This is a genomic window from Wohlfahrtiimonas sp. XWW7 (assembly GCF_056716055.1).
Genome location: NZ_CP168032.1, coordinates 139,078 through 165,131 on the forward strand (window position 1 = coordinate 139,078; position 26,054 = coordinate 165,131).

Genomic DNA, 26,054 nt, shown 5'->3' on the forward strand with positions numbered 1-26,054 from the left:
AATTGTATTGCCAATAAGATTAGATTCAACTTTCTTAATCTTTATCTATCATCTTTAACCAGGCTTGAACATCTTTAACAACATTTGGTACATCAGGTTGATCAAAGCTATTCGCTAGCTCGTGATTCAATTGCTCATAATAATAAACAGTGACATTTTTACGATGTATCAATTTATAATAAGCATCTTCTTGATTTTCTATGAGCAACTGACGATCCGCCAATCCTTGTATTAACAACAAGGGTTTTTCACTATTTTTTAATGTTTGATACATATTAGTATTCAACATTTCATACCACCAACGATAACCATGATCGTGGAAACTCACATCCTTTGGAAGATCTCCACTTTTGGCTTGCTGTAGAAATCTAGAAATCACAGGATGATCCGATTCATCAGCCGTCGAATGATCAATGGTTTCAATTTGCCAAAGCATATCGTTAGGATATGATCCACCACCGCTGTTAATCGCAATTGCAGCATTAATTGGCACTTTCTCATCTGCGACCAATAAACTCAAAACTGCGGCACCTTCACGTGCACCTAACACAATAATCTTTTGATATTGCCCTGATAGATGCTCAAAAACTGTCACATAATCACTAACACGCTGCAATGGTGAATTATTCTCAATATAAGCCATGGGACATGTGGAATCATAACCTTCATTGGTTAAACCATATTTTTCCACCCACAGAACATCTGCTTTATAATCCAAATCTTCAAATAATTTCATTCTTTCGCGCTGCTTCGGTACAGCAATACATGCACCACCTTGAATAATCACTAATAACGTATCGTAATTATCTTCCATAACATGGTGATAATAAATTATGTTACTGCCATCTTTACGTGGCACAGAATCCACATCAATGTCAGTTGCCCACGTACTTGCTAGTGAAGATAAGATGATTAGTATTAAAATTTTAATCATATAATCTACTACAATCCTTCATCATAATTCGTTCGTCACAAACAGATATTTCATGAAAGACATTCAATAAAAACTGGAAATTTTATAATAAATTCAAATCCATCTTTAAATAATCCCTTTCATTTTGATTATCATCAAATTGAAAAATCCTTAAAAATTTATTTTAATCGCTATAAAATACCTCATTTATTAAGCATCAATGAGGCTTTTAATAAAGTCATTTATAAATTTAATTCATCACATTTGTCTTGTAAAATTTTAAGTAATTTTGCCACATGAAATCCATCACATACAGCATGATGCATTTGAACCGCAATTGGTAATAAAACTTTACCATCTATTTCATAAAATTTGCCTATAGTAAATATTGGCGCAAAGTAATCTTTAACCTCTGAAAACTTTAGGTTAAATCCTTTAAAGCTAATCCACGGCAAGCTTGAAATATTGAAGTGATTATCTGGCAGATTTGGCTTAGCTGATAGCGTTGTGTTTTTTTGATATTGTAATGCATCATCTGTAAACGCTTCCATAAAGTTAGATAAACTTGCATGATATTCCGTCCATAATGATGAAAAAGTCTCAATTTCTGGATGAAAGACTGTATAAGCAGGATGCACTTGATCCCATTCGATCAACGCATCATCTTTCCAAGACATTTTAAATGCAGAAAGTTCGTTCACCGCCTGAGAGATTAAATGAATCATCACAGGGTAAAACTTATAATTTTTCGCCTTATAAAAAGCTACAACATTTGAAACATCTAACTCTATTGTTAAACTGAATTGACAATCTATCTTTCGATAGATGCAAAAATGCTCTTGACGATGCCAAGTGGAAAAATCAATTTTTTTGTAATGCATATTTACCGCCCTTTTAAAAATAATTAAAAATCTATTTCATTAAAAGGGCTGACTTCACTGCTCTCTTTTCCTTCATCATTAAGATCTCAAAAATTATGGTGATAATGTTTTACGAATAATTTTTTCTAAAAATACTGTATGTGCATCCCAATCAAAACTTTGATCCGCAACGCTATAACAAAAAACACCATTCGTTAGAATAAATAACCAATCAGCGATAATATCAGCATCAAGATCTTGTGCAATTTCACCATTTTGAATACCAATAGCCACCAAATCACTCATGATCTGTTTATTAATGGCTTCATTCTCCAAAAAGATTCTCATCACTTCAGGATTTCTGGTGGCTTCTGCATTGATCTCTATACATAGCCTTGCCACATTAGGATAAATATTAATGAATTCAATCACACCTTTAATAATTGCGATGATGGATTCTACGACTTTGGTTTCATCCACATATTTTGCGAAAAGCTCTGCAAAAATTTCACGATCTTCAACGGCAATTGCCTCGATTATCTCCTGCTTACTGGAAAAATAATGAAATACATGGCCAGGACTCATGCCAGCTTCTCTGCAAATTTCTGCTGTTGTTGTTAAATGAAAGCCTTTTTTGGCAAAACAAACTACTGCAGCATCCAAAATATGCCGCATTTTTTCCCTCTGCTTTGCAGTTTTTTCCCTAATCATTTGATTACCCTAATTTCCCCAAATCGTGATTATTTTAACAAGTTACCTCACATTATATTGCATCAATTGTAAATTTTGATTTATTGATAGACTATTTAGTCTAAAAATAATATGCTATTCAACCTTAATTGAGAGACATTCTTAATCAACATTTCTAACGCCTTGATGGAATTACTATGCAGACTTTGAATCAAGCCCACTTTTCTAAGAACATTTTGACTTACTGGCTCAATCAATATCAACAGTGTGACTTACTTTTGGAATCCGATCATCTTTCAGTGTTTATAGATCCAAACTTAGATCCTCAACATCAGGCAACAAAGTTAACGATGGGTCAAAAGCAAGTAATTCTATTATCACAAAACCTTGCTGATTCACTCGTCATTCACAAGGATTTCAATTGGCAAATTCTCAATTGGCATAATCGTGATCAATTGTTTTACTATACAGAACAGCAACGCGAAACATTAAAATCACGACCAAAACTCTATTTAATTCGTGAATTAACAGAAAATGATCATAAAATCTTTGCAACATTTTGTGAAAGATTACCTAAAGATGAGTTTGCTCAACGCAACATCCAATTGAATCACGATTTAGTTTATGGTGTATTTTTCTATCATCAATTGGTTGCCGTAGCGAGCATGGAATCCTGTGATCATCATCATAAAATTATGGATTTAACAGTTATCACTTTGCCAAATTTTCGTCAGCAAGGTCATGCAAAGCGCCTCATTCGTAGTATTAGCCAACATGCTATTTTAGAAGGTTATGAACCTCAATATCGTTGTCATCTAAATCATTCTATTGATATTGCACTGGCAAAATCAGCAGGCTTATCACCACTGTTGGAAAAAGCTGTTATTTTGAATTAGTCATACATTTTCCATGCTGATAGTGCTATTGTAATTTTCTTGAGCAATTTCTAGCGAGATTTACATAAAGGCTGAGCATGGATTTCTTTTTGATTCTTTTCCCAATATTTTCTATTTTTGTTGTGGGCTTCATCGCACAAAAAGTTCTGCGATTCGATATTCAAAATCTATCCAAAATGTCGCTCTATGTTCTGTCACCTTTTTTAGCCTTCAGAACTTTTTACACCCATGAACTCACCTTCGATTATTTCTATTTAGTCATTTATATCTTTGCCTTATGTTTAGGCTTAGTGCTGATCATCAGCATTTGGTCAAAACTCATGAATTACTCTGAAAATATTCGATGCGGAATGATACTCAGCGCCTGTTTTATGAATAATGGCAATTATGGTGTACCTGTAGTTTTAATGTTCTTTGGTGCACAAGGTTTTGACTTAGCCATTATTCTAATGGTGCTACAACAATTTGTGATGAGTACAATTGGCATTTACTATGCCGCAAAAGGCAGCGATCGTCAAAACAGCGACTCATCTGTCAAATTTGCTCTCATTAGAGTGATCAAAATGCCCGTTGCTTATGGAGCATTGCTAGGTGTTGCTTTCCAGCTATTACACATTCCATTGACTGATTCGATTATGAGATCAATTTCCATGATCGGTGATTCATCCATTGTATTGATCATGATTATTTTGGGCATGCAATTAGCAATGATTCAAATTAGAGAAATTGATTTACCAAAGCTATCCATATCACTCATCGTAAAAATGGTAATTTCACCAATTTTAGCTTATGGTTTGGTCATGTATTTACCCTTGTCAGAAACCTACAAAACTATTCTAATTCTGTTGGCAGCAATGCCAGCTGCGGCAAATACAACATTACAAGCTGTATTCTTTAATACTCAACCTAAATTGGTTTCTAGCTCAACATTCATCAGTACGATTTTAAGCTTAATCACCTTGCCCATTGTGATGTGGTTATTGAATGTTTCTATCCCAACTTAGCCATTCATGAATGGATCCTTATGGATGATCAAATAACCAAGAGTTTAACAAGGCAAATGGCTCACGAATATAAGCCACAAATAATGAACGAGTATCCGTTGGCGTTGCGGCTGCCAATCCAGAAACATGATCAATGCCTGAACGAGCGGCTAGCATTAAGGATCTTGGTAAATGAAAATCATTAGTCACAACCACTGCATTGTGAATTTCCATTAACTTCTGAGAATTGATAAATTGCTGGGCTGTGCGTGTGGAATCATCTTCCAACAAAATACTCTCTTTAGGAATACCGCGTTTCATCAAATAAGCTTGCATTACTTCTGCTTCGCTTTTATCTAAGCCTTGTGTTTTACCACCAGAAACAATGATTTTAACTTTTGGAGCTTCTTTCCAATATTGATAAGCCATATCCAGACGATTTTTCAATGCCTTTGTGGGCACTAACGGATCACCTTCGATCTGATAACCCAAAACAATCACAACATCAGCACCATCGACAGCATGAATCTCTTTAACTTGTGAATGAATAATGCCATTGCCAACAACAATGACAGTTAAACAAGCTAGACACAATAGAGAAATACCACACCGAAAATTGCGAACACAAAAAAGGGCAAATGATTGTTTAACTGGCTCTTTATTTTTATTATTTGTCATTTACCCTTCTCTTTTTACATCCTATTAATTCTCAATCTGTGCCATTAAGCTCAACATTTCGATCACAGTCACAGCCGCATCAGCCCCTTTATTACCTGCTTTTGTTCCCGCACGCTCTAAAGCTTGCTCGATGCTATCTGTTGTTAATACGCCAAAAGCAATTGGTTTTTGTTGCTCTAAGCTCACATGCGCAATGCCTTTAGATACTTCGTTTGCAACAAAATCAAAATGTGGTGTTGAGCCACGAATCACAGCACCGAGACAAATGATAGCATCTATGTCAGCTTTTTTCGCGAATTGTTGTGCAATCAAAGGAATTTCATATGCACCTGGCACCCAAGCCAACTGAATATTATCTTCGTTCAAACCGTGTCTTTTCAATGCATCTACAGCACCATCAATCAACTGCTTTGAAATCAAACTATTAAAACGACCCGCAACAATTACAATTTTTTTGTTTTGAATGGATAACTGACCTTCGATGATTTGCATAATGAATCTCCTAATAAAAATTTTTTAATAAAATTACTTCAATAAAATATTAAAACTATAAATAATGTCCCATTTGAGCAGCTTTAGTTGCTAAATAATCTTGATTCTCTTTAGTCACAAATTTAGGCGTTGGAATGCGTTCTTCCACTTCAATGCCATTGGCACGCAACGCTTCGACTTTTTCAGGATTATTCGTGATGAGTTTGACTTTTTCTTGTCCGAAATACTTTAAGATTTCAACCGCAATCGTAAAATCACGACTATCTACAGGATGCCCTAAAGATAAATTTGCATCGATCGTATTTTGACCTTGATCTTGCAATGCATACGCACGGATTTTTTCTGCTAAACCAATGCCACGACCTTCTTGGCGAAGATAAATCATCATGCCATTTTCAGCTTTAGCAATAGTTTCTAAACCAAAATTCAATTGCGCCTGACAATCACATTTAATGGAATGGAAAATATCACCTGTTAAACATTCTGAATGAATACGCATTGTTAAAGGTTTATTCGCATCAAAGTTTTCATTACGCAATGCAATATGTGGCTCACTGCCTTCACTGTTTGGGAATGTATAAATTGTGAAATTACCATACGCTGTTGGTAATTGTGCAGAGCTAATCGGCTCAATGCCCTGAGCCTTCATATTCAGCCATTCACGATAATCCACGATATCTTGAATTGTAATGAAACACATCTTCTCTTTTTGGCTGATCTCAACAAGATCATGATGGCGCGCCATAGTGCCATCTTCTTTTAGAATCTCACAAATGACAGCAGCTTTCGTTAAACCTGCCAAATCCATCAAATCTACGGATGCTTCTGTATGACCACGGCGTACCAAAACGCCGCCATCTTTAGCGATCAATGGAAAAATATGTCCAGGACGTTTAAAATCCACAGGTTTTGTACTGATATCCGCCAATTTACGACAAGTCAAAGCACGTTCCGCCGCAGAAATACCTGTGTGCGTTGTCACATAATCAACCGTCACAGTAAAAGCTGTCTGATATTCATCTTGATTGTTCACAACCATAGGATTAAGATCTAATCGCTTTGCAATCTCTCGTGATACTGGTACACAAACCAATCCACCTGCTTTGCGGATCATTGTGTTCATATGTACATCGGAACAATATTCCGCAGCAACAATCATATCGCCTTCATTTTCTCGGGATTCATCATCCATTACAATAATGATCTCACCACGTTGCAAAGCCTCTATTGCAGCTTCTACTCGCTGAATCATCGCTTTCATCTTAATATCCCCATTCTGCTAATTTTTCATAACTCAAATTTGATTGCGCTTTCTCTTTCAAGATGTATTTGCCCAACTGATCAAATTCGATATTGACACGATTACCTTCTTTCAACTGATGAAGATTAGTCAATTCAAAACTGTGTGGAATCACGCTGATACTGAATGAATTCGCCGTCACATCCGTCACTGTTAAGCTGATCCCATTAATTGCGATTGAACCTTTTTCAACCACTAATTTTTGATAGTCTCTTGCTAAAGCAAAGTTCAAAACATAACTGTTTTGAAGCTTTTGCAGAGATTGCAATGTTGTCATTGTATCCACATGCCCAGAAACGATGTGGCCATCTAAACGACTATTGGCTAACATTGCACGCTCTAAATTAATCGCACTACCAATATTAGCGGTAGCAAATGTGCTACGCTTTAAGCTTTCTGGCGTTAAATCTGCCCAAAAACTATGATCATCAAATTTCGTTACTGTTAAGCAAACACCATTGCTCGCAATGCTATCGCCAATCTTGACGTTTTCTAAAACTGCTTTGCAGCCAATTTTAATCGTAATCACATCGCCACGATGTTGTTTAGCCTGCAAGGCACCTACTTCTTCAATAATGCCTGTAAACATTATTCAACCTCCTTCAAGGTTGCTTGTACATAAATAGAATTGCCTAATTTTTCCGTTACATGAATGGATAAAATCGGTGCTTCAGATAAATCTGTAATATTGCTGTGACCCCATAAACTTGGCGCTTTGGCATCGCCAATTAATCTAGGACCATAAAAAAGTGCAAACTCATCCACTTTTTGCGCTGTAATAAAAGCGTTATAAATACTGCTGCCACCTTCTAATAACACGCTCATGATCTTTTCTTCATAAAGTTGTGTTAATACTGAATCGACAATGATTTCATCATCTTGTAACTCAATTAAACGCACATTTTTGGCCATTAATTCAGCCTTTAAAGTCTCATGAATGCTTTGATTTTTAGGATAAATGATCCATGTTGGTGCAATATCTGTATTAAATAATTGATAATTTGCATGTTCAATGCCATTGAAATTACGGAGCAACAACACGCGAATGGGATTTGGATAATTTTGGTTAGGAATTCGTACCGTTAAGTTTGGATCATCATTCAATAATGTCTTTTTGCCAATCAAAATAGCATCATGTCCTGCACGCAATTGATGGCCTTTCAAGCGAGCTTCATTACCTGTGATCCACTGCGAATCACCTGATTTAGATGCAATTTTACCATCCAAACTCATGGCCGCTTTCAATGTCACAAATGAAGATTGTGTTAACTGATTATGGAAAAATATTTTGTTGATTTGACGCGCTGATTCAAGATTTGCACAAACTGCTTCAATACCATGTGTGACAAGAAAAGCTTCGCCTTTGCCTGCTACAGATGGATTCGGATCCTGCGTTGCATACACAACTTTTGTAATGCCAGCATTCAAGATTGCTTCTGTGCAAGGGCCTGTTTTACCATAATGACAACAAGGCTCTAAAGAAACATAAATGGTTGCACCAACTGTGCTTTCGTGATTATTTTTAGCATTTTGAATCGCTACCACTTCAGCATGGGCCGTACCTGATTTGGCATGAAAACCTTCACCAATGATATTGCCCTCTTTAACGATGACAGCACCCACATAAGGATTTGGTGAAACTGACCCAACAGGAATCATTGCCAATGCAATGGCTCTCTCCAAAAATTGATGATCTGATTCAGTTAGCTTGTTCATATGCCCTCTATCATTAGATTTATTTTGGGGCATAAAAAACACATAATAGACAACATGCCAAATCATAGGCACGCGAATAGAGATGTGATTTATCTTTTACCATCCAGACTATAACTGTCGGTTTTGGAATTTCACCAAATCAGCTTGCGCTCGCGGACTATCACCGCCGGTCGGGAATTGAATTGCTTCGCACCCTGCCCCAAAGATAAATTTTTCAATGGCAAAAACTCTATCACAAATAATTCTTGATATCAAACTTTGCTCATTTGAATTATAAAAGTGCTTGATGCTCAAAAAGATAATCTATGAAAGCTCTGACTTTCGCAGGTACATATTTTGTTGCAGGATAAACAATGTGAATATCCAAAGGTTCTAAACGGTATTCAGGAAATAATTCAACCAACTCCCCACTTTCTATTGCATGATCTACTGTAAAATCCAACAGTTGAATGATGCCATAACCATTGATCACGCTCATCACTGCACCAAATGGATCGTTATATAACATACCAAAATCTAAATTTAAGATCTCTCCACCCTTAACTCTCCATGGTACTGGCGTGCTAACACTTGGAAACTTTAAACCGATACATTTATGATGATGTAAATCATTCAAGGTTTGTGGTGTGCCATATTTGCGCAGATATTCTGGTGATGTCACGATTTTTTGCTCAATTCTCGTATATAACCTTGCCACTAAACTCAAATCGGTCACATCACCAATACGAATCGCCAGATCAAAATCTTCTCGCATAAAATCCACATAAGCTGTGCTCAAAAAGACTTCCATCTTCAATGTTTCATCATACTTTTCCATAAAACCATTGATCACAGGAATTAACTTATTAATGGCCAAGCTATCTGGCAAGCTGATACGCAGCGTTCCACGTGGCACCGCATTGTTTAAAAGATGATTTTCTATCTCCTGAATGCTTTCAAGAGATTTTCGACAAGTTTCATAATAACTTCGCCCTTCTTCTGTTAAGCGGATAGAGCGCGTAGAACGATAAAAAAGTTTCAATTTGAGTTTTTTCTCTAAACGCTGCACCGCTTTACTGACAGCGGATGGCGTTACGCCCAATGAAATAGAAGCATCTGTAAAACTAATGCTCTCCGCTGCACGACAAAATACTTGAATATCATCCAACTCCAATGATTGTAATGGCTTCATACGCTATTTATTCCTATCAGGCACAAATGATTTTCCTGTCAGCGATAGTAACAAAAAACTGATTTCATTAACATAGCAACCACTGATACAGCACTTAATTTTTTAAAGGAGTTTCACATGAAAACATTATTGAGAGTTACAATTATTTCCTTAACAGCAACAATGTTAACAGGCATCGCAGCAGCTCAACCCTATCCTGCTTATAAAGTTTTGGATGATCTAACCACTGAGCAGGTAACACAATTGAAACAACTGGGCCGCATTTCTCAACAAGAACCTGTTAATCCTATCTATGAAGCAAAAGTGCAAAGCATTTTAACACCTGCACAAAATGCAGAATATACCGCAAAAATGTATGGCCCTAGAATTCGTTCTAACTCTAATGATTTTAATTTCGATATGGATAGCAAATAATGTTAACGTTTGATCGCACAATTGAAAACTGGGTGAATCGCGCTAATATCAACCACACTTTGACATTATTAGGCAGAGCGCTCATGGCTTATATCTTCATAGTTGCTGGCTGGAATAAAATTGCAGGCTATGCTGGCACAGCAGCTTACATGGAAGCTAAAGGGATCCCAAGCGAATTATTAAGCCTCGTGATTCTATTAGAATTAGGTGGTGGATTAGCAGTATTAATCGGTTACCAAACAAGAATGATTGCTTTATTTTTAGCATTATTCTGTATTGCTTCTGCTTTTATCTTCCATGGTGCGCCAGATGATTCAATCGGCTTAATGAAAAACTTAGCAATGGCTGGCGGATTCTTTTACATATTAGTGCAAGGCGCTGGTAAGTTTAGCGTAGATCATCTACTCACACGAAAATAAATTCTATCTACAATGCCACAATTCACTGTGGCATTTTTTATTGCCCAAATATTTATCAATATAGCCTATAATCACCTTAACGCCCTAAATATCAGAGATTTTTGTGAAGCAAAAAACATTACGTTTACTCTTCATTAGTTATGTGATTCCAACGCTCGGCGCAATGCTAATCAGCGGAGCATATCAACTCATTGATGGTTTTTTCATCGGCCATTTTATCGGCGCCGAAGGACTTGCGGGCGTTAATATTGGCTGGTCATATGTTACCGTCTTATTTGGATTTGGCTTACTGGTTGGTGTCGGCACAGGCAGCCTATATTCGATTGCAAAAGGTGCTGAAGAAAATGAAAAAGCTCGTAATATTATTGGGCAATCTCTCACATTAATTCTCATGCCTGGCTTAATCTTTGGTGTTATTTTATATATCTCAGCGCCCACATTGGTTTATATGCTCAGCGATCCTGAGTATCGCGTAAGCCAGAAATTTGTCACAACTGCTTACATGGCCATTGATTTCATCCGTGTATTTGCAGTCAGTGCCCCTTTAGTGATTGGGAGCTTAGCTTTACCTTTTCTTGTTCGTAATATGGGCAAACCTTATTATGCAACGCTATACATGGCAATTGGGGTTTCCATCAATATTTTATTCTCTTATCTTTTTATTGTGGTTTGGGAATTTTCTGTATTGGGTGCCGCCATTGCCAATATTATTGGCGAATCCTGTGCGATGTTTTTAGGTTTATATTACATCTTTTTCAAAAGTGGTGAGCCGCTTAAATCGCATCACTTTAAGCCAAACTTCAAATTGATTAAGCACATTATCATCAATGGTGCCTCCACATTTTTCATGTATATCTATGTCGGCTTTATTATGATGCTGCACCATAAAATGCTCGTTAAATATGGTGGCACAGTAGCTGTTTCTGCTTATACCATCACGGGTTATATCATCACGATTTATTATCTTGGCATGGAAGGCATTGCAAATGGCGTCCAACCCATTATCAGCCGCTTATATGGTAGAGAAAATTATTTATCCACACGCGCCATTATCCGCATGATGGTTTTTGTGGGCATGAGTTACGGCATCGTGCTCACTGTCTTATTACAAATATTCCCTGAGTTTTTTACAGCGCTATTTACAAATGACAAAGAGCTCTCCAAAGTCACCATTCATGCCATTAATTACCATCTACCTGTGTTATTTTTAGAAGGTGCATTTGTGATGGTTACAGTGTTTTTCCAAGCAATTGGTGAAGGCACTAAAGCATTAGTGATTTCCATTGGCAACTTGCTGATACAAGTGCCATTTTTATTCATATTACCTAATTATTATCAATTAGATGGCGTTTGGATCAGTATGCCATCTAGCGCCGCCTTACTCGCAATCCCTGTGATTTATTGGGCATATTTACGCTATCAGAAAATTACTTAACCAGCCTAATCCACCACATGCTATCACCACGAACCAAACTGGCAACTTCCAATACATCAGCGCCACAAATGCAATTAAAGCCAAACTAAAATCTGTGGCATTTAAAATTGTGTTGATCCAAATGGGTTGATAAAAAGCCGCTAATAATAAACCGACAACAGCAGCATTCACGCTCATTAACGCCGCTTTTGTTCGCGAATGACAACGCAGTTGCTCCCAAAAAGGTAAAACGCCTAACACCAATAAAAATGATGGTAAGAAAATTGCAACTAATGCAATCATTCCTCCTAACCAACCATTCGGTGCATCATTCATACTTGCACCCAAAAACGCTGCAAAAGTAAATAAAGGCCCAGGAACAATTTGTGTTGCACCATAACCTGCTAAGAATAGATCTTTATTCATCATTCCTGTTTCTACCACTTCTGCTTGTAGCAGAGGCAATACAACGTGCCCACCGCCAAAAACTAATGAGCCTGCGCGATAAAAATCATCCACAATCGCAAGCGTTGTACTCGGCAATAACCATGCAAAAACAGGTAATATGATTAGTAATATAAAGAATATTGATAACCAAAAACCACCCATTTTCATAGAAATCGGTAGTTTTAATGCAGCCTGATCACTGATTTTGGGCTTAAACAACACAATGCCAACAATCCCTGCAATCATGATTGCCATCACTTGCCCAAATGCAGAAGGTACAGCGAGCACAAAGCAGGTTGTAATCACCATAATTGTTATTCTCGTTTTATCTGGACAGAGATTTCTTCCCATTCCCCACAATGCTTGTGCAACGATCGCAACTGCTGCAATTTTTAATCCATGCAAAATTCCTGATGTTGCAATATCACTATATTGCGCTACGCCCAATGCAAAAATAATCAACAAAATGGCTGACGGCATCGTAAAACCTAGCCAAGCACATAATGCACCCAAGTGCCCTGCCCGAGATAAACCAATCGCAATACCCACTTGACTACTGGCTGGCCCAGGTAAAAACTGACACAACGCAACAATATCTGCGTATTGTTGATCACTCAGCCATTGTCTTTTACCAACAAACTCATCACGAAAATAACCTAAATGTGCAACAGGTCCGCCAAAAGAGGTTAAACCTAACTTCAAAAAGATCAAAAATACTTGCCAAGCAGATGTTGAACTAGACAAATTAATCGCCCCTAAATTAATAACAAAATGGATTCAATATAAACTAGCACTATGACAGTGACATGAATTTAACAAAACTTCATCGCAAAAAGATTCAATGCTTGTTTTCGCTCTGCCCAATCTGGCATAAATTCTGTCATAAATGCTTTAAACCGATGATTATGACTACGTTCTAAAAGATGCACCAATTCATGTACTAAAACATATTCTAAGTGTAAAAAAGGATACTTTGCGAGCTCTGTATTGAGCCAAATTCTTTTAGCACGAGTATTACAAGTTCCCCATCGAGTTTTCATTTTCTTCAATCGCCATTCAGATGATTGCACCTGCATTTTCTCTTCCCATTGCGAGATCAGTTCAGGCAGAACAGCTTGAAGTTCAGTACGATAAAGATGATCTAATAATTTTATTTTTTGCTCAGTGGTTAAATCACCATTGCTTTGCAAAATAATTCGATGATCTTCAATGATGGCTTGTGCTTTTTTATGATTCGTTTCTAAGACTAAAGCATAAGCCTTGCCCCACAAATAATGCTTTTCATCAGCCTGATATTGTAACGCTTGAACCTTCGGCATCGTCAACAATTTTACCAATTGTGCTTTCACCCAAGGCAAATGCTGCAATAACATTGCTTGAATCTGAGCTTGAGACAATCTTTTTGGCACGCTCACATAAGCTTTGCCATCTTTTTTCACGCGAATATAGAGATTTTTAATCGCTTTAATTTCTAAAACAAACTCAATATCCTCAATGATCACAACTTTAGATTTCATCATACTTTTGAATAAAGGCTTTTCAACAGTTATCCTCATTGACTAACTATTGATCACAACAAAAGAAGATCTTTTATTATCTTTATTTTCATGCAGTTAACAAAGTTATAAAAAGATCTTCACTTTTTCCTCACAATTTTATCCACAGGTTATTTGGATAAATTGGGATAACTCCGAACAACCTCAAATGCCCACTTTCTCGCCTACGGCGAGAAAGCTTATGGATAAATATAACTATTCGCCTTTTGCTAATGTTTGAAGGTAAATCATAATTGCGCTTGATTCATACAACCAAGTCACAGATTTGTCTTCATTCACAATGTATAAACAAGGCACTTGACGCTTGCCACCTTCATTGATCAAGCGCGCTTCAGCGGCTTTATCATTCAATGCATCCACCAACTCAATTTTCAAATTCAAGCGGCGAATTTCACGACGCACTTTTACACAAAATGGACAAGCGTGAAATTGATACAATTTTAATTGTGCCGTTGCATCATCTAGCTGCTTTTGTTCCGCAACAGAACGGATCATCGGTGCTGGTGCTGTTAATTTATCTAAACCTAAAATGATTTTGCCTAAAATCCAACGAATGACTTTCATTATTTTTGCTCCTTAGCTGTTTCCCATTCTGTCCATGCATTGTAACCACCTTGTAAATCGTAAACTTCTTTAAAGCCTAGATCCAACATGATATTGCGTGCTTTTTCACTACGATTACCTGAACGACAAAATACATAAACAGGTTCATCTTTATTCAAACCTTTCAATTGCACTGTGAAATCTTCTGATAAATAATCAATGTTTTGTGCTTGACCAATCGTACCATCATTGAATTCATCCGCTGTTCTCACATCCACTAATTGAATCGAATGATCCTTCATTAGTTCGTGATAAGCAGCAGGATCACGCAAGTAGCTAGCATCTTCGCCCCACCCCAATTGCAAAGTGAATAGACATGTGATCAATAATAGAATCTTTTTCATATTTTTCTCCACAAAACAAAAGCCTCAATCTGAGGCTTTTCTCGATTAATAAGAACTATGCTTTCTTTAAGAATAGCCTACTTAACCAGCAAACCATCATAATGCCTAAAACCAATGCAAATATGCCATAAATGATCATCATATATTCAGCCATATTTAAGCCCCACAATGACCATGTATCTTCGCCACAAATGCCCGTTTGCATGAAATGTGAAGGAAACCATTTATGCATTGGCAAACCCAATGGAAACGATGCTTCATTAATAGAGCAGCTGCTTGTAAAAGGATTATAATCTGGACGCAAGCGATCCAATGTGATCATTTCTAAATTCAAGCTCCATAAAAAACCTCTGATAATTGCCCAAAAAACACCAATATAACCGATCAATTTTAAAATAATATTCTTTGGATAAATCGCTGTGATGAATGCAAATAGAGCCATCGCAATCATTGCAAAACGGATATAAACACACATTTCACAAGGTCTTTGTCCCAAATGTTCTTGGAAATAAAAGACAGCAATCAGCTCCAATGCCACTGCAATTAAACCGCCTAGAATCCATAACCAGCGTTGATCCTGCCACTTGGCAACTGTTAACCACCATGAACTTTTTTGATTGAGCTTAGACATAATTTTAATCTTCTTTTGAAGTTTGTAATGTGCGGATCACTGCTTCTAACTCTGCAACGCGCGCTTTTAAATCATCCACTTCACTACGAGTTTTTAAAAGGATTTTCTGTTGGATTTCAAATTCATCTTGCTTTGCGAACTTAAAGTTTGGCAGAACATTTTCAAGTTGCTCTTTCACAACTCGATCAATCTCTGCATGAGTATTTTTCAAACCTTCTGGCAATGATTCCTGAATTTTACCTGCCATATTTTGTAAAAAATCTTTTGGCATAATGCCCTCACAACTTTCAATAAAGTCATCATTATACGCGAAAGATTAGCTCCATCGTACCAATAAAGATAATAATCCTGCCGCAATTAATGGCCCAACAGGTACACCATTAAATACTGCAACGCCGATGATTGTGCCGATCAATAATTCAGGGACATACATTGGGCGAGATTCTAATAAAGATGCGCCTTCCCCACCAAGCCACGCGACAGCAATTCCCACTAGAACAGCTGCGATGGACTGCCAATTTTTCAATGAACCTAGCACTTCCAGCAAATTAATTTTCCCACTGGCTAAAGGCGCCATAACGCCAATGGTTAAAATGATCACGCCCAACCATAAGCCTTTCTTTTCCACCAACGGTAAAAACTGATTCAGTGGCGTTATTTTCATCACAATCAACACGAGCATTGCGATCAACACAGTATCGTTTTTACTCAGCAAACCCAATCCAGCGATCACTAATAAAAAGAGCAGTGTAAAATCTATATTTTCCATTAATTTCTGTAATCCTTGTTTCATGCATCATCCATAGCATTAATATTCACTCAATATGATGTAAAACATGCTACCACTTAAGCAAAATGGTTCATAATATTAGAGTCAATCAAATTCATAATAAAAGGAATGATTATGAAATTATCTTGGTCGAAATTTTTAATAACATCCACATTGCTATTATCATTTTCCTATGCTGTACCTTATGAGCCCATCAATATTGATCAATTGCTCATCAAAAAAGAACAAGGCGCAACGATTAATCTTCAATACTTACAAGATCGCATTGAAGAGCTCTCCAAAAATGCAGGCACATATCCCACACAATTTGATTCTGAACAAGATAAAGCGCTCGCTCAAAAAGAAACACAAGTTTTATTAGAAATTGCTAAAACTATGACTGATTCAGCCGATGAACCCAGTACACTTTATTTAGCCATGCAAATTGCACGCATTGGCCATAATTTGGACATTAAAGGGGCTGCTGAGCAAACAATCAGTTATGCAGATCGTTTCATAGAAAAAACACCTAATGATTCCAGAGGATATTTTTTTATGGGCGCATTTTTATCAGAAGCAGGTAAAGCCAAGGAAGGAAAACCCTACTTAGATAAAGCATTAGAACTTGGCAATGAAGCTGCTCGCTGGTCTCTGGCAATGTCAGCTTTGTTTGAAGGTAATACAGAAGAAGCTTTAAAAGAATTAAAAATTTATCAAAAAAGCTATCCAAATGATGCTCGTGCGAAGCAACTCATTGAAGCGATTAACAGTGGTAAATTAGAACTGAAAAGCTCTGAGTAATTATTGTACTTCACCAATACTTTTGACTAGAATGATTGAATTATCCAAAAATGAGCGATGTCATGAAAAATAAAGGATTTACACTGATTGAATTAATGATTGTTGTTGCAATCATTGGTATTTTATCCATGATTGCTTTACCTTCATATCAAGATTACACCAAACGTGCCTATGTTGTTGAAGGATTATCACTAGCCAATAGTTTGAAAACGGATATTATGGTTCAACATGCATCATCTGGTAGCGTTGACTTATCTCAAGTTCAACAAGGTCAATCTATCTCAGGACAAGCCGTAGATGCCATATGGACTTCAAATACTCAAAGCGATTCGAATAGTTTTTTCTCAACAAAAATTGTTATTTACTTTAATCAAAAAGTTGTTTCTAATCCATCAACTACGCCAACAAGACCACCTCAATTTTTTGAAGTATTAACGTCCAATAATGTTCTTATGCTAGATGGCAGAGAAGTTGATGGTAGCATTGTTTGGAAATGTTTCATGCAAGGCTCAGGCGTCTTATCAAGATGGCTGCCTGCTAACTGTAGATCTGAAGTTGATATTATTAAGTAATAAGGAATATTATGACTAATAAAGGATTTACACTAATTGAATTAATGATCGTTGTTGCAATCATTGGTATTTTATCCATGATTGCAATGCCTTCTTATCAAGATTACACAAAGCGCGCTTATGTTGCTGAAGGATTAAATTTAGCTGGAGGTATGAAAATAGCTGTCATGGAGCACTTAGTAGCATCAGGCAATTTTCCATCTGGTGCAGCGATTCATCCACAAGGAAAAGAAATTACAGGGCAAGCTGTAAGTGGTATTTATGTGGATGCTAGCACCCCAGAATCAGAAAATAAAATTGCTTTTATTCATATATTCTTTAATGAAAAAGTGATTCCTAATGCCAATCCGATCCATCCAACATGGCCCGATTTACCAATTGTTATGCAAAAAAATAACTTTTTAACATTAGTTACAGAAAATAATGGTGGTGGAAGCTTTCAATGGAAATGTAGCATGAAATCTGCAGCTTTATTAGCACGTTGGCTTCCTGCTAATTGCAGAGCACAAATGGGTATTTAGCCATCCTAATTGAGCGGCTTTCTTTTGATAATGCTTTTCAAATCTCTAATTAATTATCCATCAAATCGATATCTTTTGTTTCTTTAGAAAAAGTAATTGCGATAAAGCTCACAATACCAACCACAGCCAAATAGTAGCCTACATAATAAATGCCTTTCTCAAAGCCCATTAAATATGTGATGGCAAATGGTGGTAATGATCCGCCTAAAATCCCGCCCAAGTTATATGTCATCGATGCACCTGTATAACGCACTTGCGTTGGGAAAATTTCAGATAAAAATGCCCCCATTGGCGCAAAGTTAAAGCCCATTGCGAATAATCCAAAAGATAAATAAATGGTTGTTAATACAACATCGCCACTTGTCACAGATAAACCAAATAGCAAACCCGCAGCCATAATGATGATATAACTCACCAATAAAACAGGTTTACGACCATAACGATCACACAACAATGCTGAAATTGGTGATGCGATTGCCATGAACATAATCGCAATGGATAACATCACTAAATATTCTGTTCGTGTATAAACATGTGTCGTAACTGTACCATATTGCAAAGAGAATACAGTGATGATGAAAAACAATGTATAACAAGCCACCATGCTGATCGAGCCAACTGCTAGCATTTTTGTATGCTTTGTGAACATTTCCATTAATGGGATTTGAACACGTTTTTCTGACTTTTCGATTTTCTTAAATGCAGGGCTTTCAATAATGCTTAAACGCACATATAACCCGATAATCACCAATGCGGAACTTAAAATAAACGGTATGCGCCAGCCCCAAGAATTAACAGCTTCTGGCGTTAACATCTGTTCAATCGCAATGAAAATTCCACACGCTGCTACAAAACCAATCGGCGGACCTAATTGCGGGAACATACCAAATAATGCACGCTTGCCTTTCGGTGCATTTTCTGTGGCTAACAATGCTGCGCCGCCCCATTCTCCGCCCAAACCTAAACCTTGCCCAAAGCGCAAAATACACAACAAAATTGGTGCAACAAAACCAATAGAATAATACGTTGGCAAGAAGCCAATTAAAGTCGTGCTGATGCCCATAATCAGCAACGAAGCCACCAATGTCGTTTTTCGACCAATGCGATCACCAAAATGACCAAACAGCGCAGAACCTACAGGACGCGCGACAAATGCGACACCAAAAGTTAAAAATGTTAATAGCGTTTGCGCTTCAGGATTTGTGGATGGAAAAAACAGTGGACCAATGAATAGTGCCGTTGCTAAACCAAAAATATAGAAATCATAAAACTCAACTGCTGTACCGATGAAGCTCGCCATTGCAACACGAACATAAGAATTTCGCGGCTCTGCTTCTGTTGTTGTCGTGGTTGCATCCATAGGTTGCAACGTATCCTCAAAAACTGTCGACATAAAACACCCTTTTAGACGGAATAACGTCATTATTTTTATTGATAGAATTCGTTAAACCTATTGGCGTTGATAAGCAAGAGTGCGTGCTTTGAACGTTTGTAACCTTTTGGGTTTTATGACCAATAGTTCTATTGGTATATCATATTATTTTCTGAAATCAAAGAACGTTATAAAAAAGCCAAATATTTTTGGCTTTTCAAATGATTCATCATGATTTTCATGCAAAATAATATAACTCTGCATTGATGGGATATTTAATACTGCCAAGTTTTTTATATTGACGCTCTTTCGGTAACAATGGCAAGAGTGCATTCACATAATCAAATGGGCGATGCATATAGCGATCTTGTAAGTCATTTAATTGTGCCATCACCGAATCATCCACTAATGATTTCTCTACCCAATCATCTTCTTTTGCATCATGCTCGTACTCAATGAAGTAATTCTGAAAATGATCTTCCCACAAGGTTTCTGCCGTTTGTCTTTCATGAACAATCACAATATTTTCATCATAATCCTGCCATTCTGCGGCATCCATTTTGTTCTCTTTGAGAAAACGATCGATCACCACAAATGGAATATTATGCTCATAACCTTCGCGCATATTGTCTTGAATCATTTGGATCATCTCTTGAACATCTTCAGCGCTTTGCTTTTGTTTAGGATTCTCTTTCGCAAATTTATCCACTTGAGATTTTGCATAAGCATAATCAGCAAAATTTAAATGAATCAAATAATCCTGCTGCATTGCATATAATTGCTCAATGATGGAGCTTAATTTTTCGCCTTGCACAGCAAAAATTCCATCTTTAGAAAACTCCGTGGTCATATAGTGCAATAGCTCAGTTAATGATGTGTCTGGCGGCAATTTCTCTGTTTGCACATTGCTTGGATATGGCAAAGATGCAAATGGGCTATTGGAAACGCCACGAATGGTTTTATCTTGATAACATTGCATCATGTCGATCATTGGCTTTTCTAGTTGCTCACTATCATAAATCGCAATGTGTTGGGTTTTAGTGCTATTTTGCAGGAAGTAAACATAAATGCCCGCAGGTAAATCTGACATAAATAAATGGTTAGGCTGAACTAAATGGAAACCTAAATGCTCGGCTTCATGAATCAATTGATCAATCATTGCTTGATGAGCAGTTTCACCACGGTGCGCCGTTAATTTCACTCGTGGCTGATTGATGATTGGCATACCATGATTTGGCATTGCCATCGCTTTTTTCATCATTCGGCCAATCCAAAAACGGAAACCAAAAATCGCCAACAACACAACAATAATCACAGCCACAATCGCCGCGCCAATAAACTTCCCAACTAACAATATAAAATCCATTCAAATCCTTTATTTTTACTTTTTAATACTTATTTTTCAGTCGATTAAATTAGATTAGCATTATACAAAAGAATTATGTTCTGAATGGATTATTTGAGTGCATGCTACAACACGCCTCCTTCTGGATTTTCATAATAATAAGTTGGAATTAAGACATAACGAATTAAGCGTTCAGCTTTAGGTTCACTATATCTGGGAGGAGGATTTCTATATCCGATTATTTTATTACCAGGCGCTGATCCAACTTTGTAATTAGTTCCATGTGGTAACACATTATCTAAACGGCCTAATGTAAGCTTAAATAGGGTATTTAGATCAGTATAAAAATAATTCATATATCCTAAAATTTCGCCTGTTTCTGAATCAACAATAACTGTTCTTTGACGCGCTAAACCTAAACCTACTCGTGTTTGTTCTTCACGCATTACATAGTAGCGAGATTGAATATGATCTCGAGTACCTTCATAGCATCCATCTTCTCTTTTTTCTCTATAATAAATACCGTAATCCTCATTCATTTTTTTATTAGGATTTTTTAAAGACTTTCCAGAAATTGCAAGTTGACCTTTATTTCCACGATCATTGATATATCCACTTTCAATAAATTGATAAGGTCCTAGCTCGGTATCATTACAATAGTTATCTTTAGTTTTAAACTCTGTATGTGTATATCTATCTTTGTCTATTTTTAAGGAGGGCAATTCTAAAAAATGTTCTTTTGTCACATGTTTACCATCAGAATAAAAAGTTTGTACATCAACATAATTATTGGCTTTAACTTGTTTATTAATATAAAAACCTGGCTGGCTTAAAGCATTACGCCACTCATAATCTAAATAGAATTTATCCAAAAAAGGTGTCACGCATAATCCAGTAGCTCCTATCATCAGCAACATAATATTTATGATTTTATTTTTGTTTCTAACAAACCTTATACAAGCAAAAATAATGATCACAATTGATAATAATAAAAAGAAGCCCCAAAACCACGGAAACATTTCCCATGGTTTAATATTGGTATTACCTAATATCCATCTAAAAATGGGTGGTGCATATTCATAGTAATTAGACATTTTATTATTCTCTCTATAGTGCCAAAGCTTAGTATTTAGCTAATTTATGTCTAATCACTTTATCAGAAAATCACCTCTGATTCTTCATCATCAAATCAAGCTTTTCCCAGATTTTCTCTAAGCGTTTTTCAGAAACAGGCACAACTGTTTTCATGGGTTGTGCGAACAGTGAAACTGCTAATTCTTCAATCATCCAGCGATATTCCACAACTTCTGCAATTTCTCCGACTTTCATGATTGCAGTTTTGAGCTGCGATAAATGCTGCTCAATGATTATGGCATGATCGCCATCACGGTTCATATTTTGGCTAAAGCGCTCCACACGAACTGCCATTGCCTTCATATAACGAGGCAATTGCTTACGCCATTCTTGCGGTGTATTGCTGATGAAACTTGCATAAATCAAACGATCTTTCGCCTTTTGGATTGGCTTTTCGATCATGGCTCGATTCATCGGATGCATCGCGCGTAGCGCATCAGAAACCTTTTCACTTTCTAGGAAAATTTCGATCACAAGCTTCGTTAAATCCGTTGCTTCACTCACGATTGTTTTACGCATATTATTCAGTAATGCATTAAAAGTTGCGGCATCTTTTGGCAACTTTGCTTCATCCAAATAATCGCGAATCAAAGCTTTCATCAAATCATCTTTGAGGATCGTTTCGTTACCCACTTGACGGAACATCAAAGCCAATTTGCCAAACTGTGGCCATTGCTTTTGTAGGTATTTAACCTCGGAGCGAAGCGCTTTTAAGCTTAAATCAATCAATGTTTGTAAATGTGCACGGTTTGCTTCACTTTGGCGATCATACAATTTTGCTTTTACACCATTTTCAACTTCTTCTAGTGCAACGTAACCCACCAATTGAATGCCATTACGTGTGAATTTAACTTCCGATTCAATCGCCCAATTATCTATTGTGAATACTTTTTCATCTGATTGTGCCACAGAATTATTTTCACTAGCCTCAACACTTTTCTGCTTTTGTTTCTGCTTTTTAGATTGATTCGGGGATGCTGCCAATGCCTGAAAAGCCGTTTCCGCTTTATGGGAAAACTGCTGTTTCAAGCTTTCTAAATCACGACTTTGCCCCAATGTTTTACCACCAGCATCAATGATGCGAATATTCATGCGCAGATGTTTATCCAATGCTGACTCATCAAACTCATGCGGTTCAATTTCAATTTGGCGCAACTTTTTAATGATGGTTTGCAATTGGTAATAGAGATTGCCTTCTGCAAATTCGATCTCGTTAAAAATCTTATCCGCAAAATCAGGTAATGGCACAAATTGGCGACGATAACTTTTTGGCAACGTGCGAAGCAATTCTGTAATTTTCTCTAAAATCAAACCACGCGATAACCAATCTAAACGCGTTTGATCCAATAAATTGAGTGCTGCTATCGGCACTAACAATGTCATACCATCATCCTGATGGGCAGGATCAAATAGATATTGCGTATTAAGCTTTAAACCATTCAATTCCAAAACTTCTGGGAAATCATCGAGATTCAGATTACCATCGTGCGCAAGAATGTCTGCTTCCGTGAAGATCAAAGCATCATTATTTTTACGAACTTGGCACCATTTTTCGAGCTTTTGTACTGAATAACAATCCTGCGGCAAACGCGAATCATACCATTCGTACAGCACAACTTCTTCCGCCAAGATATCACGGCGGCGCGTTTTATCTTCCATCTCCTCAACTTTGTCGATGGTTGCTCGATTTTGTCGATAAAAATGCGCGCGCGTTGCAATGTCATCCTGAATCAAGCCTTCCTTGATCATCAACTCACGAGATAACTCAGGATTAATGCGTCCAAAGCTCACAGGACGATTGCGAATGATCGCTAGGTTAAACAAAAATACAGTTTCATCTGCAACAGCCTGCCCTTGCTTCTTACTCCAATGAGGCTCGTTGTATTGCTTTTTGATCAAATGTGAACCGATGGATTCCAACCATTCAGGATTAATGCCCGCACACATGCGCGCATAAACTTGTGAGGTTTCCACGATTTCCATCGCCATTAACCATTTTGGTGGCTTTTTATATAAGCTTGACCCTGGGAAAACACGGAACTTTTGCCCCATCGCACCTTGATAAGCATTATCTTCCCCAAGCGCACCAATGTGATCCAATAACCCCACCAATAAGGATTGATGAATCATATCTGTGGCAAAGGTTGGGAATTGATAATCGCTCTCTTGTTCGCCTGAAATCGCAGGCAAATCATTCAAAGTGATCTTAGAAGCTTTAAGCATATCGCGGATTTGCTGATACAACTCAAACCACTCACGCATACGCATGAATGAGATAAAGTGCTTGCGGCACAATTCACGCAAATAAGATTGTGAATTGCCCTTCACTTGATTTTGATACCAGAACCATAAATTCAAATAGCCGATAAAATCTGAAGTTTTATCCTTAAACAAACGATGCTTTTCATCGGCTGCTTGCTGCTTATCAATCGGGCGCTCATTCGGATTCTGAATGGATAACAAAGCCACTAAAATCAGAATCTCTTGCCCAATGCCATGCTCAATGCCTTTAAAAATCATCGCACCAAAACGCGGATCGATTGGTAATAAAGCAAGCTTTCGACCCAATTGTGTTAAATGTGTTGCTTCATCAATCGCCTTGATTTCACGGAGTGCCATGTAACCTTCTTTAATTTGGCGAAGTTCTGGCGGTTCAATGAATGTGAAATCTTCAGGATTACCCAAGCGCAAATGCGCCATCTGTAAAATCACAGATGCTAATTGTGTACGCTTAATTTCAGGATCTAAGAACAATGGACGATTTTCAAAATCATCTTGGCTGAATAATCGAATCGCAATCCCTTCGCTCACACGACCACAACGACCACTTCGTTGATTGGCTGAAGCTTGCGCAATCGGCTCGATCAATAAGCGCTGTAAACGCGATCGTGGGCTATAACGACTAATGCGCGCAACACCTGTATCAATCACATATTTAATACCTGGTACTGTTAACGATGTTTCAGCTACGTTCGTTGCCAGTACAATGCGAAGTTTATGGTGCGGTGCAAAGATGCGATTTTGCTCTGCATTACTTAAACGAGAAAAGAGTGGCAATACATCGTAATATCGAGAAAATTCTTTATGTAGAACATCTGCTGCATCACGAATTTCACGTTCACCTGGCAAGAATACTAAAATATCGCCCGCTTGCTCTTGTGATAATTCACGCACAGCGGTTGCGATGCCTTCGATCATATCTTGATCATCACCATCATCATCTTGCAACAATGGACGATAACGAATTTCTACAGGATAAGTTCTGCCTGAAACATTAATGATGGGCACTTTGGATTTTGGCGTTGAAAAGAAATTTGCAAACTTTTCAGGATCAATGGTTGCTGATGTGATGATCACTTTGAGATCTTTACGCTTTTCTAAAATGCGCTTTAAAATCCCCAATAAGAAATCAATGTTCAGCGAGCGCTCGTGCGCTTCATCGATGATGATGACTTCATATTGGTTTAAGAATGGATCTTTGGTGAGTTCAGCCAGCAAAATACCATCTGTCATTAATTTCACAGTGGTTTCTGGCGCTGTTTGATCCGAGAATCGCATTTTATAGCCCACAAAACCGCCGATGGGCACTTTGAGCTCTTCTGCAATACGATCTGCAACACTTCTTGCTGCCAATCGTCTTGGTTGCGTATGCCCAATTAAGCCTTTTGCGCCTAAACCTAATTCTAAGCAAAATTTGGCTAATTGCGTGGTTTTCCCTGAACCTGTTTCACCACAAATCACAACCACAGGATGATCCGCTAAAGCCGCTTTAATTTCATCTCGCGCACGCGCGATTGGTAATGCTTCGTTATAGGTAATTTCAGGGAATTGATGTAATTTAGCCTGAACATTGGCACAAGATTCTTTCATCTCTTGAGCTAGTTTTTCGATCTCTTCAGATGATGCATTTTTTTTTCTTAATTGATGCAAAGCACGACGAAAAAAGTGAGCACGTTTTAGCTCAACTTGTGGTAATAACTCAAACAGCGATGACAAAGAATTCTGACTCATGA

Annotated in this window: 28 protein-coding genes and 1 riboswitch; of the genes, 8 read left to right on the top strand and 20 right to left on the bottom strand. The window is 37.4% G+C overall.

What is annotated here, in order from left to right:
• Positions 1 to 34: 34 nt before the first annotated feature.
• From ACA100_RS00670 to ACA100_RS00680, 3 genes are all read right to left on the bottom strand, one after another.
• The gene (locus tag ACA100_RS00670; RefSeq protein ID WP_481078103.1) at positions 35 to 934 is read right to left on the bottom strand and encodes an alpha/beta hydrolase; all 900 of its coding nucleotides are present in this window, start codon (positions 932 to 934) and stop codon (positions 35 to 37) included.
• 221 nt (positions 935 to 1,155) lie between these two features.
• Positions 1,156 to 1,794 carry a CatA-like O-acetyltransferase gene (locus tag ACA100_RS00675; protein ID WP_481078104.1) on the bottom strand — a complete coding sequence of 213 codons (639 nt, stop codon included), beginning with the start codon at positions 1,792 to 1,794 and terminating at the stop codon, positions 1,156 to 1,158.
• 93 nt (positions 1,795 to 1,887) lie between these two features.
• Positions 1,888 to 2,484 (bottom strand): TetR/AcrR family transcriptional regulator, encoded by a 597-nt coding sequence (locus ACA100_RS00680; RefSeq protein WP_481078105.1) that lies wholly within the window; start codon positions 2,482 to 2,484, stop codon positions 1,888 to 1,890.
• A 176-nt stretch (positions 2,485 to 2,660) separates the two neighbouring features.
• On the opposite strand from ACA100_RS00680, the gene ACA100_RS00685 reads away from it, so the two are divergent.
• Positions 2,661 to 3,359, top strand: a complete 699-nt coding sequence (locus ACA100_RS00685) for a GNAT family N-acetyltransferase (protein ID WP_481078106.1) — start codon at positions 2,661 to 2,663, stop codon at positions 3,357 to 3,359.
• Positions 3,360 to 3,436: 77 nt separating this feature from the next.
• Positions 3,437 to 4,363 carry an AEC family transporter gene (locus ACA100_RS00690; protein WP_481078107.1) on the top strand — a complete coding sequence of 309 codons (927 nt, stop codon included), beginning with the start codon at positions 3,437 to 3,439 and terminating at the stop codon, positions 4,361 to 4,363.
• Positions 4,364 to 4,381: 18 nt separating this feature from the next.
• On the opposite strand, the gene ACA100_RS00695 is transcribed toward ACA100_RS00690, so the two are convergent.
• From ACA100_RS00695 to ACA100_RS00720, 6 genes are all read right to left on the bottom strand, one after another.
• The gene (locus ACA100_RS00695) at positions 4,382 to 5,020 is read right to left on the bottom strand and encodes a YdcF family protein (protein WP_481078108.1); all 639 of its coding nucleotides are present in this window, start codon (positions 5,018 to 5,020) and stop codon (positions 4,382 to 4,384) included.
• 24 nt (positions 5,021 to 5,044) lie between these two features.
• On the bottom strand, positions 5,045 to 5,512 hold the full coding sequence (gene ribH, locus ACA100_RS00700; protein ID WP_481078109.1) for a 6,7-dimethyl-8-ribityllumazine synthase: 468 nt from the start codon (positions 5,510 to 5,512) through the stop codon (positions 5,045 to 5,047).
• 55 nt (positions 5,513 to 5,567) lie between these two features.
• Complete coding sequence (gene ribB, locus ACA100_RS00705) at positions 5,568 to 6,773, bottom strand: 3,4-dihydroxy-2-butanone-4-phosphate synthase (RefSeq protein WP_481078110.1); 1,206 nt, start codon at positions 6,771 to 6,773, stop codon at positions 5,568 to 5,570.
• A 1-nt stretch (position 6,774) separates the two neighbouring features.
• Positions 6,775 to 7,401 carry a riboflavin synthase gene (locus tag ACA100_RS00710; protein WP_481078111.1) on the bottom strand — a complete coding sequence of 209 codons (627 nt, stop codon included), beginning with the start codon at positions 7,399 to 7,401 and terminating at the stop codon, positions 6,775 to 6,777.
• A complete protein-coding gene (gene ribD, locus ACA100_RS00715) occupies positions 7,401 to 8,528 on the bottom strand; it encodes a bifunctional diaminohydroxyphosphoribosylaminopyrimidine deaminase/5-amino-6-(5-phosphoribosylamino)uracil reductase RibD (protein ID WP_481078112.1) in 1,128 nt (375 codons plus the stop codon). The genes ACA100_RS00710 and ribD overlap by 1 nt, the downstream gene beginning before the upstream one ends.
• An 87-nt stretch (positions 8,529 to 8,615) precedes the next feature.
• Positions 8,616 to 8,739, bottom strand: a riboswitch (FMN riboswitch).
• A 60-nt stretch (positions 8,740 to 8,799) separates the two neighbouring features.
• Positions 8,800 to 9,699 carry a LysR family transcriptional regulator gene (locus ACA100_RS00720; protein WP_481078113.1) on the bottom strand — a complete coding sequence of 300 codons (900 nt, stop codon included), beginning with the start codon at positions 9,697 to 9,699 and terminating at the stop codon, positions 8,800 to 8,802.
• A gap of 117 nt (positions 9,700 to 9,816) precedes the next feature.
• Between ACA100_RS00720 and ACA100_RS00725 the strand changes: the two genes are divergently transcribed.
• The 3 genes from ACA100_RS00725 to ACA100_RS00735 all read left to right on the top strand — a co-directional run bounded on the left by ACA100_RS00725 (position 9,817) and on the right by ACA100_RS00735 (position 11,967).
• Positions 9,817 to 10,113 carry a hypothetical protein gene (locus ACA100_RS00725; RefSeq protein ID WP_481078114.1) on the top strand — a complete coding sequence of 99 codons (297 nt, stop codon included), beginning with the start codon at positions 9,817 to 9,819 and terminating at the stop codon, positions 10,111 to 10,113.
• Positions 10,113 to 10,532, top strand: coding sequence for a DoxX family protein (locus ACA100_RS00730; protein WP_481078115.1), 420 nt, complete (start codon positions 10,113 to 10,115; stop codon positions 10,530 to 10,532). Before ACA100_RS00725 ends, ACA100_RS00730 begins: the two co-directional genes overlap by 1 nt.
• Positions 10,533 to 10,635: 103 nt before the next feature.
• Entirely contained in the window at positions 10,636 to 11,967 is a 1,332-nt protein-coding gene (locus ACA100_RS00735; RefSeq protein ID WP_481078116.1) for an MATE family efflux transporter, read from the top strand.
• Here ACA100_RS00735 and chrA read toward each other — a convergent pair.
• The 7 genes from chrA to ACA100_RS00770 all read right to left on the bottom strand — a co-directional run bounded on the left by chrA (position 11,944) and on the right by ACA100_RS00770 (position 16,296).
• Positions 11,944 to 13,143, bottom strand: a complete 1,200-nt coding sequence (gene chrA / locus ACA100_RS00740) for a chromate efflux transporter (RefSeq protein WP_481079082.1) — start codon at positions 13,141 to 13,143, stop codon at positions 11,944 to 11,946. The two genes, ACA100_RS00735 and chrA, sit on opposite strands and share 24 nt — an antisense overlap.
• 62 nt (positions 13,144 to 13,205) lie before the next feature.
• Positions 13,206 to 13,913 (bottom strand): M48 family metallopeptidase, encoded by a 708-nt coding sequence (locus tag ACA100_RS00745; RefSeq protein WP_481078117.1) that lies wholly within the window; start codon positions 13,911 to 13,913, stop codon positions 13,206 to 13,208.
• A gap of 231 nt (positions 13,914 to 14,144) precedes the next feature.
• Positions 14,145 to 14,513, bottom strand: coding sequence for a glutaredoxin family protein (locus ACA100_RS00750; protein ID WP_481078119.1), 369 nt, complete (start codon positions 14,511 to 14,513; stop codon positions 14,145 to 14,147).
• A complete protein-coding gene (locus ACA100_RS00755; RefSeq protein ID WP_481078120.1) occupies positions 14,513 to 14,896 on the bottom strand; it encodes a rhodanese-like domain-containing protein in 384 nt (127 codons plus the stop codon). The genes ACA100_RS00750 and ACA100_RS00755 overlap by 1 nt, the downstream gene beginning before the upstream one ends.
• A 55-nt stretch (positions 14,897 to 14,951) precedes the next feature.
• Positions 14,952 to 15,527, bottom strand: coding sequence for a disulfide bond formation protein B (locus ACA100_RS00760; protein WP_481078121.1), 576 nt, complete (start codon positions 15,525 to 15,527; stop codon positions 14,952 to 14,954).
• 4 nt (positions 15,528 to 15,531) lie between these two features.
• On the bottom strand, positions 15,532 to 15,798 hold the full coding sequence (locus ACA100_RS00765) for an accessory factor UbiK family protein (RefSeq protein ID WP_481078122.1): 267 nt from the start codon (positions 15,796 to 15,798) through the stop codon (positions 15,532 to 15,534).
• A gap of 45 nt (positions 15,799 to 15,843) precedes the next feature.
• Positions 15,844 to 16,296 carry a DUF441 domain-containing protein gene (locus ACA100_RS00770; RefSeq protein ID WP_481079083.1) on the bottom strand — a complete coding sequence of 151 codons (453 nt, stop codon included), beginning with the start codon at positions 16,294 to 16,296 and terminating at the stop codon, positions 15,844 to 15,846.
• A gap of 135 nt (positions 16,297 to 16,431) precedes the next feature.
• Between ACA100_RS00770 and ACA100_RS00775 the strand changes: the two genes are divergently transcribed.
• The 3 genes from ACA100_RS00775 to ACA100_RS00785 all read left to right on the top strand — a co-directional run bounded on the left by ACA100_RS00775 (position 16,432) and on the right by ACA100_RS00785 (position 18,190).
• Positions 16,432 to 17,097, top strand: coding sequence for a tetratricopeptide repeat protein (locus tag ACA100_RS00775; RefSeq protein ID WP_481078123.1), 666 nt, complete (start codon positions 16,432 to 16,434; stop codon positions 17,095 to 17,097).
• 62 nt (positions 17,098 to 17,159) lie between these two features.
• On the top strand, positions 17,160 to 17,669 hold the full coding sequence (locus ACA100_RS00780) for a pilin (RefSeq protein WP_481078124.1): 510 nt from the start codon (positions 17,160 to 17,162) through the stop codon (positions 17,667 to 17,669).
• 11 nt (positions 17,670 to 17,680) lie between these two features.
• A complete protein-coding gene (locus tag ACA100_RS00785; RefSeq protein ID WP_481078125.1) occupies positions 17,681 to 18,190 on the top strand; it encodes a pilin in 510 nt (169 codons plus the stop codon).
• Positions 18,191 to 18,239: 49 nt separating this feature from the next.
• On the opposite strand, the gene ACA100_RS00790 is transcribed toward ACA100_RS00785, so the two are convergent.
• The 4 genes from ACA100_RS00790 to hrpA form a co-directional block, all read right to left on the bottom strand.
• On the bottom strand, positions 18,240 to 19,550 hold the full coding sequence (locus ACA100_RS00790) for an MFS transporter (RefSeq protein ID WP_481079084.1): 1,311 nt from the start codon (positions 19,548 to 19,550) through the stop codon (positions 18,240 to 18,242).
• 250 nt (positions 19,551 to 19,800) lie between these two features.
• Entirely contained in the window at positions 19,801 to 20,928 is a 1,128-nt protein-coding gene (locus ACA100_RS00795) for a hypothetical protein (protein ID WP_481078126.1), read from the bottom strand.
• A 104-nt stretch (positions 20,929 to 21,032) separates the two neighbouring features.
• A complete protein-coding gene (locus ACA100_RS00800) occupies positions 21,033 to 22,001 on the bottom strand; it encodes a hypothetical protein (RefSeq protein ID WP_481078127.1) in 969 nt (322 codons plus the stop codon).
• Positions 22,002 to 22,071: 70 nt separating this feature from the next.
• On the bottom strand, positions 22,072 to 26,052 hold the full coding sequence (gene hrpA, locus ACA100_RS00805; RefSeq protein ID WP_481078128.1) for an ATP-dependent RNA helicase HrpA: 3,981 nt from the start codon (positions 26,050 to 26,052) through the stop codon (positions 22,072 to 22,074).
• Between the last annotated feature and the right edge of the window lie 2 nt (positions 26,053 to 26,054).

Bases quoted from the DNA above. Each gene is read 5' to 3' on its own strand.
- ACA100_RS00680 (WP_481078105.1), bottom strand. From the start codon at position 2,484: ATGATTAGGGAAAAAACTGCAAAGCAGAGGGAAAAAATGCGGCATATT.
- ACA100_RS00745 (WP_481078117.1), bottom strand. From the start codon at position 13,913: ATGATGAAATCTAAAGTTGTGATCATTGAGGATATTGAGTTTGTTTTA.
- ACA100_RS00780 (WP_481078124.1), top strand. From the start codon at position 17,160: ATGAAAAATAAAGGATTTACACTGATTGAATTAATGATTGTTGTTGCA.
- ACA100_RS00770 (WP_481079083.1), bottom strand. From the start codon at position 16,296: ATGGAAAATATAGATTTTACACTGCTCTTTTTATTAGTGATCGCTGGA.
- ribD (WP_481078112.1), bottom strand. From the start codon at position 8,528: ATGAACAAGCTAACTGAATCAGATCATCAATTTTTGGAGAGAGCCATT.
- ribB (WP_481078110.1), bottom strand. From the start codon at position 6,773: ATGAAAGCGATGATTCAGCGAGTAGAAGCTGCAATAGAGGCTTTGCAA.
- ACA100_RS00730 (WP_481078115.1), top strand. From the start codon at position 10,113: ATGTTAACGTTTGATCGCACAATTGAAAACTGGGTGAATCGCGCTAAT.
- ACA100_RS00675 (WP_481078104.1), bottom strand. From the start codon at position 1,794: ATGCATTACAAAAAAATTGATTTTTCCACTTGGCATCGTCAAGAGCAT.
- ACA100_RS00750 (WP_481078119.1), bottom strand. From the start codon at position 14,513: ATGAAAGTCATTCGTTGGATTTTAGGCAAAATCATTTTAGGTTTAGAT.
- ACA100_RS00800 (WP_481078127.1), bottom strand. From the start codon at position 22,001: ATGTCTAATTACTATGAATATGCACCACCCATTTTTAGATGGATATTA.
- ACA100_RS00775 (WP_481078123.1), top strand. From the start codon at position 16,432: ATGAAATTATCTTGGTCGAAATTTTTAATAACATCCACATTGCTATTA.
- ACA100_RS00785 (WP_481078125.1), top strand. From the start codon at position 17,681: ATGACTAATAAAGGATTTACACTAATTGAATTAATGATCGTTGTTGCA.
- ACA100_RS00670 (WP_481078103.1), bottom strand. From the start codon at position 934: ATGATTAAAATTTTAATACTAATCATCTTATCTTCACTAGCAAGTACG.
- ACA100_RS00795 (WP_481078126.1), bottom strand. From the start codon at position 20,928: ATGGATTTTATATTGTTAGTTGGGAAGTTTATTGGCGCGGCGATTGTG.
- ACA100_RS00755 (WP_481078120.1), bottom strand. From the start codon at position 14,896: ATGAAAAAGATTCTATTATTGATCACATGTCTATTCACTTTGCAATTG.
- ACA100_RS00790 (WP_481079084.1), bottom strand. From the start codon at position 19,550: ATGGATGCAACCACGACAACAACAGAAGCAGAGCCGCGAAATTCTTAT.
- ACA100_RS00760 (WP_481078121.1), bottom strand. From the start codon at position 15,527: ATGTCTAAGCTCAATCAAAAAAGTTCATGGTGGTTAACAGTTGCCAAG.
- ACA100_RS00695 (WP_481078108.1), bottom strand. From the start codon at position 5,020: ATGACAAATAATAAAAATAAAGAGCCAGTTAAACAATCATTTGCCCTT.
- ACA100_RS00690 (WP_481078107.1), top strand. From the start codon at position 3,437: ATGGATTTCTTTTTGATTCTTTTCCCAATATTTTCTATTTTTGTTGTG.
- hrpA (WP_481078128.1), bottom strand. From the start codon at position 26,052: ATGAGTCAGAATTCTTTGTCATCGCTGTTTGAGTTATTACCACAAGTT.
- ACA100_RS00710 (WP_481078111.1), bottom strand. From the start codon at position 7,401: ATGTTTACAGGCATTATTGAAGAAGTAGGTGCCTTGCAGGCTAAACAA.
- ACA100_RS00720 (WP_481078113.1), bottom strand. From the start codon at position 9,699: ATGAAGCCATTACAATCATTGGAGTTGGATGATATTCAAGTATTTTGT.
- ribH (WP_481078109.1), bottom strand. From the start codon at position 5,512: ATGCAAATCATCGAAGGTCAGTTATCCATTCAAAACAAAAAAATTGTA.
- ACA100_RS00725 (WP_481078114.1), top strand. From the start codon at position 9,817: ATGAAAACATTATTGAGAGTTACAATTATTTCCTTAACAGCAACAATG.
- ACA100_RS00685 (WP_481078106.1), top strand. From the start codon at position 2,661: ATGCAGACTTTGAATCAAGCCCACTTTTCTAAGAACATTTTGACTTAC.
- ACA100_RS00765 (WP_481078122.1), bottom strand. From the start codon at position 15,798: ATGCCAAAAGATTTTTTACAAAATATGGCAGGTAAAATTCAGGAATCA.